Origin of the sequence: Pantoea sp. BRR-3P (genome assembly GCF_039621635.1) — a bacterium.
Lineage (GTDB): Bacteria > Pseudomonadota > Gammaproteobacteria > Enterobacterales > Enterobacteriaceae > Pantoea > Pantoea floridensis.
On the sequence record NZ_CP155067.1, the window covers coordinates 169613 to 186800 of the forward strand.

14 protein-coding genes are annotated in these 17188 nt (G+C 55.3%); 10 read left to right on the forward strand and 4 right to left on the reverse strand.

Features of this window, described 5'->3' with window-relative positions; translation table 11 throughout:
• Positions 1-3 precede the first annotated feature (3 nt).
• Positions 4-825 carry an MBL fold metallo-hydrolase gene (locus AAGR08_RS20380; RefSeq protein ID WP_345830572.1) on the reverse strand — a complete coding sequence of 274 codons (822 nt, stop codon included), beginning with the start codon at positions 823-825 and terminating at the stop codon, positions 4-6.
• 81 nt (positions 826-906) lie between these two features.
• Here AAGR08_RS20380 and AAGR08_RS20385 point away from each other — a divergent pair, with 81 nt between their 5' ends.
• Positions 907-1830: a LysR family transcriptional regulator gene (locus tag AAGR08_RS20385; RefSeq protein ID WP_345830573.1), complete on the forward strand. Its 924-nt coding sequence runs from the start codon at positions 907-909 to the stop codon at positions 1828-1830.
• A 76-nt stretch (positions 1831-1906) separates the two neighbouring features.
• Here AAGR08_RS20385 and AAGR08_RS20390 read toward each other — a convergent pair whose 3' ends face one another.
• A complete protein-coding gene (locus AAGR08_RS20390) occupies positions 1907-2587 on the reverse strand; it encodes an SDR family NAD(P)-dependent oxidoreductase (protein WP_345830575.1) in 681 nt (226 codons plus the stop codon).
• A 132-nt stretch (positions 2588-2719) separates the two neighbouring features.
• On the opposite strand from AAGR08_RS20390, the gene AAGR08_RS20395 reads away from it, so the two are divergent.
• Positions 2720-3655, forward strand: coding sequence for a LysR family transcriptional regulator (locus tag AAGR08_RS20395; RefSeq protein WP_345830577.1), 936 nt, complete (start codon positions 2720-2722; stop codon positions 3653-3655).
• Here the strand turns inward: AAGR08_RS20395 and AAGR08_RS20400 are convergent.
• Entirely contained in the window at positions 3613-4647 is a 1035-nt protein-coding gene (locus AAGR08_RS20400) for a LacI family DNA-binding transcriptional regulator (protein ID WP_097098014.1), read from the reverse strand. The two genes, AAGR08_RS20395 and AAGR08_RS20400, sit on opposite strands and share 43 nt — an antisense overlap.
• Positions 4648-4862: 215 nt before the next feature.
• On the opposite strand from AAGR08_RS20400, the gene AAGR08_RS20405 reads away from it, so the two are divergent.
• From AAGR08_RS20405 to AAGR08_RS20420, 4 genes are all read left to right on the forward strand, one after another.
• Complete coding sequence (locus AAGR08_RS20405; RefSeq protein WP_097098013.1) at positions 4863-5891, forward strand: ABC transporter substrate-binding protein; 1029 nt, start codon at positions 4863-4865, stop codon at positions 5889-5891.
• Between the two features lie 168 nt (positions 5892-6059).
• On the forward strand, positions 6060-8282 hold the full coding sequence (locus tag AAGR08_RS20410; RefSeq protein WP_345830579.1) for an iron ABC transporter permease: 2223 nt from the start codon (positions 6060-6062) through the stop codon (positions 8280-8282).
• A complete protein-coding gene (locus tag AAGR08_RS20415) occupies positions 8279-9340 on the forward strand; it encodes an ABC transporter ATP-binding protein (protein ID WP_345830581.1) in 1062 nt (353 codons plus the stop codon). The genes AAGR08_RS20410 and AAGR08_RS20415 overlap by 4 nt, the downstream gene beginning before the upstream one ends.
• A gap of 14 nt (positions 9341-9354) precedes the next feature.
• Positions 9355-10155 carry an inositol monophosphatase family protein gene (locus AAGR08_RS20420; RefSeq protein WP_097098010.1) on the forward strand — a complete coding sequence of 267 codons (801 nt, stop codon included), beginning with the start codon at positions 9355-9357 and terminating at the stop codon, positions 10153-10155.
• Positions 10156-10283: 128 nt separating this feature from the next.
• Here the strand turns inward: AAGR08_RS20420 and AAGR08_RS20425 are convergent, their stop codons facing one another.
• On the reverse strand, positions 10284-10922 hold the full coding sequence (locus AAGR08_RS20425) for a LysE family transporter (RefSeq protein WP_345830584.1): 639 nt from the start codon (positions 10920-10922) through the stop codon (positions 10284-10286).
• Between the two features lie 380 nt (positions 10923-11302).
• Here AAGR08_RS20425 and AAGR08_RS20430 point away from each other — a divergent pair, with 380 nt between their 5' ends.
• The 4 genes from AAGR08_RS20430 to AAGR08_RS20445 all read left to right on the forward strand — a co-directional run bounded on the left by AAGR08_RS20430 (position 11303) and on the right by AAGR08_RS20445 (position 17182).
• Positions 11303-12631 carry a ferric reductase-like transmembrane domain-containing protein gene (locus tag AAGR08_RS20430; RefSeq protein WP_345830585.1) on the forward strand — a complete coding sequence of 443 codons (1329 nt, stop codon included), beginning with the start codon at positions 11303-11305 and terminating at the stop codon, positions 12629-12631.
• A gap of 243 nt (positions 12632-12874) precedes the next feature.
• A complete protein-coding gene (locus tag AAGR08_RS20435; protein WP_097098006.1) occupies positions 12875-13987 on the forward strand; it encodes a lactonase family protein in 1113 nt (370 codons plus the stop codon).
• A gap of 218 nt (positions 13988-14205) precedes the next feature.
• Positions 14206-15630 (forward strand): hypothetical protein, encoded by a 1425-nt coding sequence (locus AAGR08_RS20440; RefSeq protein ID WP_345830586.1) that lies wholly within the window; start codon positions 14206-14208, stop codon positions 15628-15630.
• A 346-nt stretch (positions 15631-15976) separates the two neighbouring features.
• Positions 15977-17182, forward strand: a complete 1206-nt coding sequence (locus AAGR08_RS20445; protein ID WP_345830588.1) for an SfnB family sulfur acquisition oxidoreductase — start codon at positions 15977-15979, stop codon at positions 17180-17182.
• Positions 17183-17188 lie beyond the last annotated feature (6 nt).

A 17188-nucleotide genomic window follows, 5' to 3' on the forward strand; every position in this document is an offset into this window, starting at 1 on the left:
AGGTTAAACCTCCAGCGGAATCCATTGCCCGTCGCGTGAGACGCGTCCGCACGAGCTGCCATTAAAGTGGGTGCTGAACCAGATTGCCTGATGATGTGCGCACCAGTCCACCACGCGTTGCCTTGAAGTGACGGCCAGCGCTTTATCCTCGCAAAACAGCGAGTTCCAGTGCGGATACTGAAACTGGATGGCATTGTGCATCACGTCACCGGCAAAGATGGCGGATTCACCGGCACTTTGCAGCACGATCGAGGCATGATCGCCACTGTGACCTGGCGTTGAGAGATAGCGCAGCACGCCAGCAAACAGCGGGGAATCCTGCACGTTTATAGTCTCCAGCTGTCCGCTCTCGATCAGCGGCAGAATGCTATCGCGATAGAGTTCCTGCGCCGCTGGATTCTGCTGGCAATGCGCCAGTTCCCGCGCCGAGCAAATATAGCGCGCATTTGGGAACATCGGCTGCCATTCACCGTCTTGTTGATGAGTGTTCCAGCCAACGTGATCGGTATGAATATGTGTCATCAGCACCAGCGTCACCTCCGCCGGATTAACGCCTGCGCGCGCCAGGTTTTCGGCATACGGCATATTCAGCTGATGGAACAGCGGTTTGTTATCTCGGTTGCGGCCGTTGCCGGTGGCGGTATCGATGATGATGGTGTGTTCGCCGGTGCGCACCACCCAGCTGTGAATCGACATTTCAGCAGGTTGATTGGCTAATTCATCACTCATTTCCGCGCGATGCGGCGTAAACAGCACGCCGATTGGGAAGGCAGCGGTTTGTTCGCTCACTTTGGTAATCCGGCAATCGCCGACGCGAATCGTCATGAGGTGCTCCTTATTGCTTGGTTGCAGCGAAGATGCCTCACTATACTGGCGGCACGATCATTATTTAAATCGATTAAAATCATGAAAGGCATCAACGAAAATGATTTTGCACGCATCGACCTGAATTTGCTGGTGGTGTTGATGGTGATGTACGAGGTGCGCAGCGTCACGCAGGCGGCAAATCGGCTCTATCTCGGACAACCGGCAGTGAGCGCGGCGTTAAAGCGTCTGCGCGAGATGTTTGACGACCCGCTGTTTGTCCGCGCCTCAAACGGCATGACGCCAACGCCACGCGCCGAGCAGTTGGTGCAGCAGTTCGCGCCGTTGATGCAGGATCTGCATCGCGTGATCTTCACGCAGCAGCCCTTTAACGCGGCAGAAGATAGCTACAGTTTTCGCATTGGCATGAGCGACTGGCTGGAACATTGGCTGATGCCGGATTTGCTGGCAGAACTGGCGCGCGTGGCGCCGAATGTTGATGTGAAAGTCATCGCCACCGATCCGTGGCAGGCGATTCCGCTGATGGAACAGCAGCAGGCCGATGTGGTGATCACGGTCGGCAACGAAACCAGCCGCGATCTTACGCGTGAGAAGATCCTACGCGCGGGTTTCAGCACGGTTTGGCACCGCGATCAGATTCAACTCGATGCGCCGCTGACGCTGCAGCAGTTTGTCAGTTACGAGCATGCGTTGGTGTCGTATCGCGGCGTAAGTGAAAGCGCGCTGGATCGGCAATTGCAACAGCATGGGATGGCGCGGCGCGTGCGTTATGTGACGCCGCACTTCTCCGCGCTGCCAATGCTGCTTAAGCGTCTGCCGCTGTTCGCTACGGTGCCGCAGGGTTTGGTGCCATCCTGGTGCGCGTTATATGCGCTGAGCACTGCGCCCGTGCCGGTCAGCATGCCGGATTATGAGGTGTCGCTGCTGTGGCACAACGCGCGCAGCGAAGATGCCGCCAACCGCTGGCTGCGGGATTTGCTGCGCGGGTTAATAAGGTCGCCATGAATGGCGATCCTACGACAGGACGGCGGGAATTCCGTAGGGTCGCCATTTATGGCGACCGTTATGCCGACCTGCTCGCTTACCACGGCACCACGCGTCCTAAATAATCCAGATAATGAATCCCGCGCCGTCCGGCGTAACTTTCCATGGTATTCAGCAGATTCGGGATGCTCTCCTCAATGGTCAGGCGCGCTTCCGGGCCGCCCATATCGGTGCGCACCCAGCCGGGCGCCATCAGCAATAATGTGCGTTCGCCGCCACTGCGTGCGGCAAAGCTGCGCATAAACATATTCAGCGCCGCTTTGCTGCCGCGATACACCTCGTAATTGCCGTTGGTGTTGTTGGTCAAACTGCCCTGGCCGGATGACATCACGGCGATGGTGCCGCTAGCCGTGACGCGATCTTTAAAGGTTTCAATCACCCGCAGCGGACTCAGCGCATTGGTCACCATCACGCGGGTAAACTCTTCGGTTGAGACATCGGCGATGGTTTCGCGGTCGTCATTTTTCACGCCCGCGTTAACGAACAGCATATCGAACTGGCGATCCGCCAGCCGCGTATGTAGCGCTTTGACCTGTTCGGGTTCATTGATATCCACGCTTTCTACCCTGAGCTGTGCGGGGAAGCGACCGGCCAGTTGCTGTAAATTGCCTGGCGAGTTTTCACGCCCGGTGGCTACCACCTGATAACCGCGCTGCAGCATGGTTTCCGCCAGCGCCAAACCCAGTCCACGCGATGCGCCAATCAGTAAAATGTTCATATTGTTCTCCTCGGTGTTTGCGATGGATAGAGTGTAGCGCCGGGTGAGGGCAGGCGGAATGCGCAGCATTGACAGTATTAACCTGCACCAAACGCCTTGTCTCGATGCGTCGAATCGGCGAGGATAACCCGCATGAATGATGCCGATCTCAACCTGTTAATTGCTTTGGATGCGCTGCTGATTGAAGGCAGTGTGATTGGCGCTGCGCGTCGCTTGGGCTTAAGCGAATCGGCGATGAGCCGCACGCTGGGACGCTTACGCGCCACCACTGGCGATGCGCTGTTAGTGCGCGCCGGACGCAATATGGTGCTGACACCTTATGCTGAAGCGATCCGCGAGCGCACCCATCACACGGTGAGCGAAGCGCGTGCGGTGTTAAGCCCGACGGCGCAGTCGCTGGATCTACGTCAGCTGGATCGCTGTTTTACCTTGCGCACCAATGAGGGATTCGTCGAAGCCTTTGGCAGCGAGCTGATAGCAGCCGTGGCTCAACAAGCGCCGCACGCGTGGCTCAGTTTTGTGCCCAAGCCAGAGAAAAGCGCGCGCGACTTGCGCGAAGGCAACATCGATCTGGAGATTGGCGTATTGGGCAATATGGGCCCGGAGATTCGCCTGCAGGCGCTGTTTCGCGATGTTTTTGTGGGCGTGGTGCGTGCCGGTCATCCGCTGACGCAACAGCTGGATATCGAACGGTTCGCCGCGTTTGGCCATATCATCGCGTCACGTCGCGCGGAGTTGGGTGGCCCGATTCACGATGCGCTGCAGCAGGCGGGTTTGACGCGCAAGGTAGCGACGGTGGTGCCCGCATTTTCAACGGCGGTGGCGCTGGCGCAGGAATCGGATCTTGTCGCGTTGGTGCCGCGTTCGCTGTTTCTGCATCATCCGCTGATCAAAAACAGCACCACCTTAGCGATGTTTGAACTTCCATTCGCCACGCCGGAAATGACCGTGTCACAGCTGTGGCATCCGCGACTGGAAAATGATGCCGCGCATCGTTGGCTGCGCGGCGTGGTAAAAGACGTTTGTCAGCCGCCGCGCACCGAACCACGCCACACCACATCGGCCTGATAGAGCAAACTATCGTGTTGCTGTTCACCTTGTGGAGTGAAACCGGTGTCATCTTCCTCCGTCTTCATTAACCACTTCACTGCATCATGGGCAAACTGCTCAACCGGCTGCGCAAATGTTGTGAGATGGTAGGATGACCAACCGGCCTGAGCGATATTGTCGAACCCGATCAAACAGAGGTCTTCCGGTACGCGCAGGGCAAAGCGGTGGCGCGCTTCATCCATAAACCCGCAGGCCACCAAATCGGTGACGCAAAACACGCCGTCCGGCCTCTGGTGACGCGTCAGTAAGCGGTGCGCCAGAATCTGGCCGCTTTCGTAAGAGGTGGTGCCAAAGCGCTCTACCGTTACGCTTAACCCGGCGCGTTCGGCCAGGGCGATAAAAGTGGCTTCGCGTTTAAGCAGGCTTGGCGTACCGGCAAGCGAGTTGGCAAACGCCAAATGGCGACAACCGGCGCGCTGAAACGCCATTAATGCCGTTTCAGCGGCGCTTTCTGCATCAAGGTTGATGCTGAGCGAGCCCGGCAGCGCTTCGTCGCGGTTAATTAAGATGATGCGCTGGCCGTGTTTGTAGCACTGGCGCGTGATGGTGCGATCCGGCATGCCGGAGAGAATGATGGAGGCATCGGCACGAAAGTTAATGGCCTGCTGCAGCGCCGCGGAAACGCTGTTATCAGAGCGATCGGTGTTAATCAGCATCGCCACTTTTCCCGCCTCCTGTAAAAACTGTGTCAGCCAGCGCACCAGACTGGCGCGATAGGGCGTAGCAATTTCGGAAACAATCAGGCAGACAATGCTGCTGCGGTTGCGCACCAGGCCGCGCGCCAGATGATTGACGTGATAGCCTAGCTCCGCCGCCGCCTTCATCACCCGTTCGCGCGTTGCCGGTGACACGCTGGCGCCTGGCGTAAACGCGCGCGATACCGCTGAACGCGATACGCCTGCGCGATCGGCCACGTCCTGCGCGCTGACCACCGCTTTCTCATGCTGCATGCTTAACACCCCATCTCAATCGACTCAATTCAGTCTGCCTTAGATTGCAAAGCTGTGCAAACTGCCTGAGATCTCATTTGTTGCATTTTTGTGACAGCGCCTAACAATTGCGCAATGTGGTGTTTGACAGGACAATTTTTGTTCATTACTACTTTGCACACACGTGCAAGAAAAGGTGCCAATGAAGCACCAACCCTACAAACCAGGAGAACACTATGCGAGTCACCTCAATGGCCATCGCGCTATCCCTCTGTTGCAGTGCACTGCCGTTTGCCGCCTCGGCAGCGGGCAATTTGAATATGGTTTGCTCTGCCGACGTGGTGGTGTGTGAGCTTATGACCACTATTTTCAGCAAGGCGCATCCGGATATAAAAGTCAGCATGGTGCGACTCTCGGCAGGCGAAGCCTATGCGCGTCTGCGCAGCGAAGCGCGCAACCCGCGTACCGATATTTGGTGGGCAGGGACCGGCGATCCGCATATGCAAGCCGCGGAAGAGGGGCTGACGCAGGTGTACAAATCACCGCTGCTCGACCAGCAGCAGGATTGGGCGCAGAAGCAGGCGGAGAACTCCGGCTATCGTACGGTGGGTATCTACGCCGGTGCGCTCGGTTGGGGCTACAACACCAGGCTGCTGGAATCGAAAAAGCTTAAAGAACCAAAATGCTGGGCCGATCTGCTGGATCCCAGCTTTAAGGGTGAAATTCAGATCGCTAACCCAAATTCTTCCGGTACCGCCTACAACACCCTGGCCACGCTGGTGCAGATCATGGGCGAAGATAAAGCCTTCGATTACCTGAAGAAGCTCAATGCCAACATTTCGCAGTACACCAAATCCGGTTCCGCACCGGTGAAATCTGCCGCGCGTGGCGAAACCACCGTCGGCATCGTGTTTATGCATGATGCGGTGGCGATGCAGGTGGATGGCTTCCCGATCAAGACCGTCGCGCCGTGCGAAGGCACCGGCTATGAGATTGGCTCGATGTCGATTGTGAAAGGCGCGCGTAACCTGGCCAATGCCAAAGTCTGGTACGACTGGGCGCTAAGCGCTGAAGCGCAATCGCACATGAAAGAGGCCAAATCGTTCCAGCTGCCATCGAACCGTAACGCCGAGATTTCTGAATACGCGCCGCGTTTCGAGAACATCAAATTGATTGATTACGACTTCAAAACCTACGGTGATTCCGCTAAGCGCAAAGCGCTGTTAGGGCGTTGGGATAAAGAGATTGGCGCCAGCGCGCAGTGAGATCGGCGCATTCTGTGGCCAGGTCGTCATGAATGACGACCCTACAAAACCGCGTCAATCCCCGTACGGTCGCCATTTCGGCGACCTGGTTAAGCACCAAACCTTGTAGGGTCGCCATTTATGGCGACCTGGTTAAGCACCGCACGAGACCCGAAGTCGAGGTATTTGATGAATGCAAATAATCGCCGTCTGACCGGCGCGCTGCTCATCGGCGCAGTGGCTTTACTGCTGCTGCCCTGGTTCAGCCTGGAAGCCGGTTTCTTCAGCAGCGGCTGGTTAACCAGCTTATGGAGCGATAGCAGCAACGCGCCCGCACTGTGGCAGCTCGGCGAACATCCGTGGCTTGCCATCGCCATCGCGCTGTTTGTTCTGTGCGCAGCCTGCGGCGCGCTGCCCTCAAGGATGCGTAGCCGTTTACTGCTACTTTTTAGCGCGCTTGGCGTGCTGTTCCTGGTGATTGAAGGCCACGCCATTGGCTACAGCGGCTGGAGTTGGGTGTGGCTGGAAAATCGCTTCGGCGCGCTCGAATCCGGTCAACCGGCGATGGGCGCGGGGGCGCTGCTGCTGCTGACCACGTTTCTGCTGCTGTTCTCTTTTGCACTTGCTGAGCGCGGGGTGATGAAAGGCGATGCGTTTGTGGTGGCGTCGCTGGTGCTGCTCACCGCGCTGGTCAGCATCTTTGTGCTTTATCCGGTGCTAAGCATGTTTGTGGTATCAGTTCAGGACGTAGACGGCAGTTTCAAGCCGGATGGGTTGATCAGCAATATTCAGGACCCGTCAATCTGGAGCCTCTCCTGTTTGTCGGGCGGCACCTGCGGCACCGCGTGGCGTACGCTGTGGCTGGCGCTAATGACCGCAGCAGGTTCCACGCTGCTCGGCCTGGCCTTTGCTCTCGCCGCAACGCGTACACCGTTACCCTTTAAGAAAGCACTGCGTATGCTCACCATCCTGCCGATTATCACACCGCCGTTTGTCATCGGGCTGGCGCTGATTCTGCTGTTTGGCCGCTCCGGCGTAGTGACGGAACACCTGGCGGCGCTGTTTAGCATTGAGCCGGGCCGCTGGCTGTATGGCTTAACCGGTATCTGGATTGCGCAGGTGCTGTCGTTTACGCCGATTGCTTTTCTGGTACTGATTGGCGTAGTCGAAGGGGTCAGTCCTTCGCTGGAAGAGGCCTCGCAAACGCTGCGTGCCAATCGCTGGCGCACCTTTAGCCGCATCTCTTTACCGCTGATGGCGCCGGGTTTAGCCAATGCTTTCCTGATTAGCTTTATTGAAAGCATGGCGGATTTCGGTAATCCGATGGTGCTGGGCGGCAGCCACGGCGTGCTCTCAACTGAGATCTTCTTCTCGGTGGTGGGCGCGCAAAACGATCCGAGCCGCGCGGCGGTATTGGCGATGATTCTGCTGTGCTTCACGCTGACCGCTTTTGTGCTGCAACGCTGGTGGCTGGGCGGGAAAAACTTTGCCACTGTGACCGGCAAAGGCGACGGCGGCAAACATTTGCAGCTGCCGCGCGTGCTGCGTTTTGGTGTGTACGGCATGGTGATTCCGTGGGGCCTGTTCACGCTGGTGATCTACGGCATGATTGTGGTGGGCGGCTTTGTGCAGTCGTGGGGATTGAACGATGCGCTGACCATCGCGCATTACGTTCGCGCCTTCGGCGTCAGCTTCAGCGACGGACATCTGCTGTGGAGCGGCGTAGCATGGAACTCGTTCTGGACCACGCTGGAAATTGCGCTGATTGCCGCACCGCTGACGGCGATCGTTGGCCTGCTTACCGCCTGGCTGATTGTGCGGCAGAAATTTGCTGGGCGTCAAACCTTTGAATTCCTGCTGATGCTCAGCTTCGCGATTCCCGGCACGGTCATCGGCGTGAGCTACGTAATGGCGTATAACCTGCCACCGCTGGAGATCACCGGCACCGCGCTGATCCTCGTCGCCTGCTTTGTGTTCCGCAATATGCCGGTTGGCGTACGCGGCGGCATCGCGGCAATGAGTCAGCTGGACAAAAGTCTTGATGAAGCCTCATTAACGCTGGGTGCCAATAGCTTCCGCACGCTGCGCAAAGTGGTGCTGCCGCTGCTGAAACCGGCAATCAGCGCCGCGCTGGTCTACGCCTTTGTGCGCGCCATTACTTCGATCAGTGCGGTGATTTTCCTCGTCAGTGCGCAATACAACATGGCAACGTCTTACATCGTTGGGCTGGTAGAAAACGGCGAATACGGCGTGGCGATTGCTTATTCAACGGTATTGATCGTGGTCATGCTGCTGATCATCGGCCTGTTCCAGTGGCTGGTGGGCGAACGACGTCTGCGTCGTGTGGCCCGTCCGGTCGATATGCTTGCACCGCCTGCTTCAACCTCATTAACTCAGGAGAGTGCCGTATGACTCGCGTAACCGCCGGTTCTGTGGTGTTTGAACATGTCTCAAAACGCTTTGCCGGTTTTGATGCCATTCCCGATCTCTCGTTAACCGTCGAACCCGGCACGCTGGTCACGCTGCTCGGCCCGTCCGGCTGCGGTAAAACCACGACGCTGCGTTTACTAGCCGGGCTGGAGCATCCCACCGCCGGACGCATTTTGATTGGTGGCAAAGATGTCACCAATCTGCCCGCCAACGAGCGCGACGTGGCGATGGTATTTCAATCTTACGCGCTGTTCCCGCACATGAGCGCGCTGGATAACATCATGTACGGCTTGCAGTCATCCGGGATGAATAAACGAGAAGCGCAGGACCGCGCGCGTGAAGGGCTGAAGCTGGTGGGGCTGGAACATCAAGGTCAGCGCCTGCCGTCGGAGCTCTCTGGAGGTCAACAGCAGCGCATTGCAGTGGCACGTGCGCTGGTGCTGGAGCCGCAGGTGCTGCTGCTGGATGAACCCCTCTCCAACCTCGATGAACGTCTGCGCCGACGGGTGCGCACCGATATCCGCGACTTGCAGCAGCGGCTCGGCTTCACCGCCGTGTATGTCACACACGATCAGGAAGAGGCGCTGGCGGTCTCCGATAAGATTATTGTCATGAAAGAGGGCGATATTGCCCAGCAGGGCGCGCCGGAAAGCCTGTATCACGCGCCAAACTCGGTGTTTATCGCCGACTTTATGGGTGAAGCCAATATTCTCCCGTGCGAAGTGGAGCAGCTCGAAGGCAGTGAAGCGCTGGTGCGCTTAGGCAGCCAGCGCTATCGCGTGCGTGGCAATGGCCTGAAAATCGGCGCGGCGCAGCTGTCGGTCCGTCCGCAGTTCATCACGCTGCGCGGCGAAGGCGCAGGCGCACTGCGTGGCGAAGTAACGCATAGCACCTGGCTGGGCGACCATATTGAATATGAAGTCGCCACCGAATTGGGATCGCTGTTCATTGTTGATGCGGAGATGGAGCAGCAGCTGCCGTTGGCATCGCATGTCGCAATTGATTTTAAACCTCAGGGTTTGGCCCTGATTGCCGGTTAATTTAAGGATGGATGATGAGTGAATTAGACAATGACCCGCTGTTATCGCGCCTGATTCTGGCGGAGAAAGTGGCCCGCGCAGGGGGGGCAAAAGCGCTGGAATATTTCCATCAGCGCGACACCCTGGTGGTGGAAACCAAATACGATTTGCAGGATGTGGTATCCCGCGCTGACCGTGAAGTGGAACAGATGATCGATCAGCAAATCCGTGCGCAGTTTGCGGAGGATGGTTTCCTCGGCGAAGAGTATGGTCTGCAGGAAGGTTCATCGGGCTATACCTGGGTAGTGGATCCCATTGACGGCACCAGCCCGTTCCTCAATGGCATGCCGAACTGGTGCGTATCCGTCGCGGTGCTACACGATGGCGTGCCGGTGATCGGCGTGATTTTCGCGCCTTATTACCAGGAGTGCTACGTGGCGGCCATCGGCCATGGCGCGACGCTGAACGGCAAGCGCTTGCAGGTGGATGCGACGCGCACGCTGCAAAACCATGTCACCGGTTTTGGTGCTAACAGCCACGTGAGTCCGGATGAAGTGGGGAAAATCCTCGCCTCGCTGCTGGCTGCGGGGGGTAACTTTATCCGCATCGGTTCGGGCGCATTGATGCTGGCGTGGGTGGCTGCGGGGCGTGTAGTTGGCTATTACGAACCTTACATGCACGCGTGGGATTGTCTGGCCGGTTATTGCCTGGTGAAAGAGGCGGGTGGCTGGTATCACCCGTTCAATACCGAAGGCGAACGTTTGCTGAAAGGCGCGCAGGTACTGGCTGTGGCGCCGGGTGCGGAAGCCGATTTGAAGCGGATTGCCGGGCTGTGATGTTGGTACTGGTCGCCATGAATGGCGACCCTACGATAATTCTGCGCGCTTCAGGCGGTCGCCATGAATGGCGACCCTACGGCGGTTCTGCACGCTTTTGTAGGGTCGTCATTTATGGCGACCTTCCATCAAACCAGAATAAATTCCCGATAACCCGACCAAATCACATAGATCGCAAAATAAACAAAAATCAGCGCTGAAGCGAGGTAGGAGTACTTAAGTAAGCGCGCCCCCAGTAATTTTCCACCCATGCTGCCGACCAGGCACAGTACGCAGGTCCACACCACCCCGGCAATAAAGAAGCCGCTGAGGAAAGAGGACGTAGCGATTACGCTGCCGTGTCCCATGCGGGAAATCAACGCGCCGCCAACGCTGGCAAACCATAGAATCGCCGTGGGTGACGACATCGCGAGCATTACGCCCCGACTAAACTCGCGCAGTAGCGATCGATACGGCTGCTGTTCTGCTTCCGGCAGTGCCGTCTGTTTGCGCAGCGCTGCATAGAGCATTTTTCCAGCAAACCACAGCAGCAGCACACCGCCACCAATCCACAGCACCCAGCGCACCGCGGTAAACTGCAATACTACAGCCATGCCCGCCAGCGCCAATAGCGCGTAGATCAAGTCACCGATACAGGTGCCAATCCCCAGCCAGAACCCATGAAAGTAGCCGCGCTGCATCGCCAGCGTAATCATGGCGATATTGGCGAGGCCGATATCGAGGCACAACGATAAACTCAGTAGAAAACCATTTGAAAACTGCAGCATAGCAACGTCAGCATCCCCGGCATGTAAATGGAGTGTTATTAAATCACACTGTACTTTGTCGCGGAGGAATTTATTGCTCTATGGGGTCAAGCTAAAAAGGGGGCCTAATGGCAGATCGGTATGGATTTTGTCGGCTGCGCATTTATGTGCATCGGGTTCTTTTTTAAACAGCCACACATTTAATTCTTATTATGCTAATTCTACGGTAAGAAACTCCACGCTCTCATCACAATGTTTAATCTCCTTTTAGCTTGCTCATAAATCTTGATGTTGAGCGTGTTAATTTATCCCGCAACTTTACGAGGGATAAACAGGGAGACATTCAAAATGGAAATGTTACGCCAGATTAAATTATTTGTGAACAATGAGGTGTTATATAAATGAAAAAAGTAAAACATCTCTACATCATTATTTTCCTCGCCGCCATCATGACCTACCTGGTCTCAGCAGAATATACCAAGTTGGGGGCCAACTCATTATGGTGGGGCCTGCGTCAGAATATGGTATTTCTCGCCGGCGTGTTGGCATGGTTTGGTATGTCTTTTACGATTATTTTAAGTATCCGTAACGGTGTTATTTCCCGCTGGTGCGGCGGGCTGGATAAAGCGTATAAATTGCACAAATGGTGTGCTATTTCAGCCGTGGTGCTGGCGTTAATTCACTGGCTGGCAGAGAAAGTGCCGCACTGGTTAGTTGATGCAGGCATGGTTGCCCACCCTGGAGAATTGGGTGACATTGTTATGGCCGGCTGGCAAGAGCAGTTATTAGATTTCGGACTGGTATTAGCAGAGTATGGCTTATATCTCTTAATTGCGCTGTCGCTGGTCTCTATCAGTAAAAAAATTCCCTATCACATCTTTTATTACCTGCATAAAGCTTTTCCGGTTGTCTATATCGCCTGTGCCTATCATGTGATGACGTCGTTATTTAAAACCGACTGGTGGCAAACTCCCGCTGCCTATCTGTTGGCGTGCGTCACGGCGGTGGCGGTGGGTTGCGCGTTGATTGCATTATTCCAGCGAACCGGCAGTCGCAACACGTCCGTGGCCGATATTCTTCATGTTGAAGCGGCACCGCAAGATATCGTCGAGGTGACAGTACGTCATCGCGCCACTATCCCGATGTTGCCCGGACAGTTTGCGTTTGTGCAGTTTGCACACTCGACAGAGCGCCATCCGTTTACCCTGTCTGATGTTAATCCCGATGAAAAATCGCTGACTTTTTCTATAAAAAAGCTCGGTGATTATACCCGCGAGCTGGCTCAGCATCTTTTGCCGGGCCAACGTGTAAAAATTGAAGGTCCCTACGGTGATTTTACCTTTGAACATGCAGGAAATAAGCAGTTATGGATTGCCGGAGGTATTGGTGTGACACCCTTTATGGCGAAATTGAAAGATGCCGTGAGAAAAGGGCAGCCACTTTCGGGTGTTGAATTCTGGTACTTTACTCGTCCGGACCGGGGATTGACCTATCCAGATTATTTAACTGAACTGTGTCACCAGGCCGGCGTGAGGCTTAAATACTTCACCGTAAATAGTACGGAAAATATGCAACAACACGTTACTGAAATGAAAAGCAGCCTGAATGACAACGGGGTGGATATTTGGTTTTGCGGACCTGATGGTTTGAAAAAAAGCATTAATGATACGCTGAAACAGCAAGCCGTTAGCATTCAACATTTTCATGCGGATTGCTTCTCGTGGCGATGATAAAAGCCAACGAAAAATAATTGCGCGGTATCGATTTTTATTTAAATCAATTATGTGAAGGTGGTCACCTTTAGTGGCCGCCTTGCAGGCTTATCGCACGCTATATTCCCTTAACAGTCAGCCAATTTTTTATTGATGCGGAGTGTTAACTTGATTAATTCTAATAATTTCAAAAGGCAGGGTTTAGCAACCAACCTAACCGTGGCATTATCTGCTGTTCTTTTCATCATAGCGGGAAGTGCAATGGCAACTGCAGCGGAACATCACAACCAAACGGCCTTAGTGGGCACATGGACCAGCATCCCGGATGCACCCTTAGTGCAAAACCCGGGACATCCCAGCGAAGGGTTATACCGTTTGAAGGTCAATAGCGACGGTACCTTAACGCAACTCGACTTCATTAAAATGAAAAGTCCCTCATGGATTGTGAAATCACATGATGGGCGTTTTGCTTACACCACCAATGAAGAGAACGCGGGTGCTGTTACGGCGCTGGCGATTGATCACGATGGCAAGGTACGTGTGATCAATGCGGTGGACAGTCACGGGCAGCAGCCTACCCATGCCACCATCAGTCCGGAGGGTAAATTCCTGTTTGTCGCTAACTATTCCGTGGCGAAGGGCGGGGCCAGCGTTGCAGTGTTCCCGATTCATCACGATGGTTCGCTGGGTGAACAGGTACAGAATTTTCCGTTTACCCATGGAAGCGGCGCGGTGAAAGATCGCCAGGATAGCGGTCATGCACATTCGACCACCTTCACCCACGATGGCAAATACCTGTATGCGGCCGATCTCGGCGGCGACAAACTGCATGCCTACGCCTATCACGCCGGCCAAAAAGAGCCATTGCAGGCAGATAGCACACGTGATGTCAGCTTCCCAGCGGGATCGGGTCCACGTCATATGGTGTTTTCCCCCGACGGCAAACATGCTTATGTCACCACCGAAATGGCCGGTGAAGTGGTAGTGTTTGCGGTGAAGGACGATCGACTGGAGCAGCAAGCCCGGGTCAAACTGAATACAGAAAATAGCAGCGCCGAGTACCGCAGCGGCGGCGGTATTATCCTTAGCCCTAACGGTAAGTTTGTGATTGCGGCCAACCGTGGATCGGATAACCGTTTAGTGGTGTTCAGAATTGAACAAGATGGCATGTTGGGTTCGCCGGTACGTTATAAAGCTGACGGCATTGAACCGCGCGCATTCGCTTTTGATGCCAGCGGTAAATATCTTTACGTGGCGAATGTGTTCACCAACAACATCACCATGTTCCATTTTGATGCAGAGAGCGGCGCGCTGAAAGCGGCAGGTGAAGTGGCGAAGATGCCGACGCCGACGGATATTAAATTCTTTAATTAGGGTATTGCCTTTAGCCCGACCTCACCCCAACCCTCTCCCGCGCGCGGGAGAGGGAGCTGCCCGAGTGATGCTCAACGTTGAGTGTCATATTCACGCACGATGCCGATCGGTTCCCTCGCCCGCTTGCGGGAGAGGGCTAGGGTGAGGGGAAAAGATCTAAAGCTGCTGCACATTTAGCCGATAACTTTCCTCAATAGTACCTAACGAGGATTATTTTCATGCTAAACGGGATTGGCAGCAGCGTACTGAGAAATTTAATTACGTCAAATGCGGTGATAACGCCGGCGGTAAACAACAAAAGCGCGCAAAACGCCCTGACGGCGGAAGCATCAACCAAAGTTACCTTCAGCGAGGCGAGTGACGCTATCGCCGCGATCTATAAAATTGTGCCCGCGCAGGTGCAGAGCTCGGTGGGTGTCACCAGCAGCCTGCAAGCGCAGTTGAATGGTGCCGCGCAGTCGAAAGGCGTCGGCATGAATGGTCTTGGCAGCACTTTGCTCAGCAACCTGGTGAACAACCGTGGAGACGTGACGCTGAGCGTGCCGGCAACTGATGCGGTCAACGCTGCGCAGAGCAGCAGCCAAAGCGCGCTGGCGCTTACCGTGACGACGCAATCGGGTGTGCAGGTTAGCCTACAAATGACGCGCCAGCAGGGCGGCATGGTGGTGGAGCTGAAAACCAGCGGCGGCCAGTTAAATACTGACGAAGCCGCAGCCATCGGCAAACTGTCGGCAGGTTTGCAAACGGCGCTGGATGGCTTAGATAGCAGCACCACTAAACTCGATATCAGCGATCTAATGAAGTTTGATAGTTCCCAGCTGAAAAGTGTCGATCTCAAAACCGATCTGCGCAGCGGAAATAGCGTCACGCAGTCGCTTAATTTACATGCGGATGATCAAGAGCGCTGGCTCGGTTTCCACAATGGGGATGTCAGCATTAAGCTGGACACCGATATGTCGAAACTGACCCAGGCAGGCAGCGCTGCACAGCAGCAGGCCGCCCTGGATAAGTGGGCCGCGAAGTTCGATCAGGCAGCTTCGCGCGGTCACGGCAATAGCGACATGCTATCGCTGTTTAAAGAGAGTTTCCGCGCCCTCAATACCACCGAAGGTAAAGCGAACGAAAGCATCAATACGCAACGCGTGAAGTCGATTGATGCTAACGCTGCGAAGAACGGTGCGATTAGCGGACTGGCGGATTTCTCCGCCACCTATCAGCAAACGCCGGTTGCTGGTAATCCGTATAAGCCAGAAGAAGAAGATACGTTTTCGCTGAACGTGGCACAGAAAACCACCTCGCAGACGCAGGGTGATACTCAGGATCTCACCCAGCAAACGCTGTTTAAACTGAAAGCCAGCTTCCATACCGCGCTGGATTCGGATGCGCCAGCTAAGCTCAACGCGCTGAAGTCATCGCAAAATTATAAGTACCATTTGATCGATGATGAAGAGCGTAGCCAGACGGCGGTGACGCAGAATAAGAAAGGGGAGCTGACCGCGAACTATTCCCAGCAGCTGACGCAAAATGAAACGGTGAAGCGCTATCAGCTGGCGAAGTTGATAGATAGCGTACAGATTCCGCACAGCGCGAAAAGTGAATCGACACGCTCGTTTGCCGCTGCACAGTTTGATGCGCAAATATAAATGCCTAATCCGTCGCATTGTAGTCGTAAGGTCGCCATTAATGGCGACCCTACAAAATAACCATATGCATTAATTAACATTCAATTGCGTTATTTGATCTTAAGAATTACTCGCCGCTTTTTTATTCTCTTCTTTTCCCCCTATCGCCGCTGGTAGCCTGTTGTTGTCGTTAAATAAATCCATAGCTTAATAATGGCAACCCATTGCCAGATATAGCATAACCGCGCTATTTACTTGCTTTCACCCCGCTGATTATCATCGCTTTCAATCTGTTATTCATTTCCTGGCCTGCTGGCATATTCCGTGCAGGCTTACTATTCGCTGTGCAGTAAAAGTGAAATCAGCTATGACGCAAACCAGTGACGAGATTATTAACCGCGCCGCGATATTAAGCAGCGATGCACAGGCGATTGACGCCGCACGCCATTTAGCCGAGCAGGCGAAAAGTGGGGCAGTCGAGCGCGATCAACAGCGCTTATACCCGATTGCGCTGCTCAATCAATTTACTTTACTGGGGTTGGGGAGCATCAGCGTGCCGCGTGAATTTGGCGGTGCCGGATTGTCGTTTCAAACCCTGGCGGAGGTGTTCCGTCTTATCTCGGCCAGCGATCCGTCGCTCGGGCAAATCCCCCAGAACCATTTTGGCCTGATTCAGTTCATCCTTGGCGAAGGCACGTTGGCGCAACAGCAGCAATTGCTCAGCGCAGTGGTCAGTGGCAAGCGTCTCGGCAACGGCGGTCCGGAGAAAAACACCAAACACACGCGCGATGTACAGGCGCAACTGGTGACAACGTCACACGGAGTGCAACTCACCGGTGAGAAGTTCTACTCTACCGGCGCACTGTTCGCCGACATTCTGGTGACGACCGCGATGCTCGAGCAGCAGCCGACAATGGCCTTTATTCCGTTACCGGCGCAGGGCGTAGAAATAGTTGATGACTGGTCAGGTATTGGCCAGCGCACCACCGCCAGCGGTACGGTGAAACTGCAGCAGGTAACCGTAGATCCCACGCTATTAATGCCGTTACCGCCAGCGGAAAAGCCGACGCTGCGTGGGGCGGTTTCGCAGCTGATTCAGGCGGCGATTGATGCCGGTATTGCCCAAGGGGCGCTGGATGAAGCGTTGGAGTTTGTGCGCAGCAGCTCGCGACCGTGGGTAGATGCCAATGTCAGCCGCAATGCCGACGATCCTTACATCCTCGCCGACGTTGGCCGTCTTAGCACCGAGTTGAGCGCCGCCAATGCCTTGCTGGCGCGTGCCGCCCGCGTGCTGGACGGTATCGACCAACAATCACTTAGCGCTGAAAACTGCGCGCGCGCGTCAATTGCGGTGGCGGAAGCCAAAGTCCTGACCACCGAAGTGGCACTGCGGGCCAGTGAGAAGCTACTGGAATGGGGGGGCAGCCGCGCCACGCTGCTGCGTCATGGACTCGATCGCCACTGGCGTAATGCGCGTACCCATACTTTGCACGATCCGGTGCGCTGGAAAACCCACGCTATCGGCAACTATTACCTCAATGATGCGCTGCCTGCGCGTCATGCGTGGATTTAAGGAGCG

Coding starts and splice junctions, on each gene's coding strand:
- AAGR08_RS20405 (WP_097098013.1), top strand. CDS start 4,863: ATGCGAGTCACCTCAATGGCCATCGCGCTATCCCTCTGTTGCAGTGCA.
- AAGR08_RS20415 (WP_345830581.1), top strand. CDS start 8,279: ATGACTCGCGTAACCGCCGGTTCTGTGGTGTTTGAACATGTCTCAAAA.
- AAGR08_RS20380 (WP_345830572.1), bottom strand. CDS start 825: ATGACGATTCGCGTCGGCGATTGCCGGATTACCAAAGTGAGCGAACAA.
- AAGR08_RS20400 (WP_097098014.1), bottom strand. CDS start 4,647: ATGCAGCATGAGAAAGCGGTGGTCAGCGCGCAGGACGTGGCCGATCGC.
- AAGR08_RS20420 (WP_097098010.1), top strand. CDS start 9,355: ATGAGTGAATTAGACAATGACCCGCTGTTATCGCGCCTGATTCTGGCG.
- AAGR08_RS20425 (WP_345830584.1), bottom strand. CDS start 10,922: ATGCTGCAGTTTTCAAATGGTTTTCTACTGAGTTTATCGTTGTGCCTC.
- AAGR08_RS20440 (WP_345830586.1), top strand. CDS start 14,206: ATGCTAAACGGGATTGGCAGCAGCGTACTGAGAAATTTAATTACGTCA.
- AAGR08_RS20445 (WP_345830588.1), top strand. CDS start 15,977: ATGACGCAAACCAGTGACGAGATTATTAACCGCGCCGCGATATTAAGC.
- AAGR08_RS20435 (WP_097098006.1), top strand. CDS start 12,875: ATGGCAACTGCAGCGGAACATCACAACCAAACGGCCTTAGTGGGCACA.
- AAGR08_RS20410 (WP_345830579.1), top strand. CDS start 6,060: ATGAATGCAAATAATCGCCGTCTGACCGGCGCGCTGCTCATCGGCGCA.
- AAGR08_RS20390 (WP_345830575.1), bottom strand. CDS start 2,587: ATGAACATTTTACTGATTGGCGCATCGCGTGGACTGGGTTTGGCGCTG.
- AAGR08_RS20395 (WP_345830577.1), top strand. CDS start 2,720: ATGAATGATGCCGATCTCAACCTGTTAATTGCTTTGGATGCGCTGCTG.
- AAGR08_RS20385 (WP_345830573.1), top strand. CDS start 907: ATGAAAGGCATCAACGAAAATGATTTTGCACGCATCGACCTGAATTTG.
- AAGR08_RS20430 (WP_345830585.1), top strand. CDS start 11,303: ATGAAAAAAGTAAAACATCTCTACATCATTATTTTCCTCGCCGCCATC.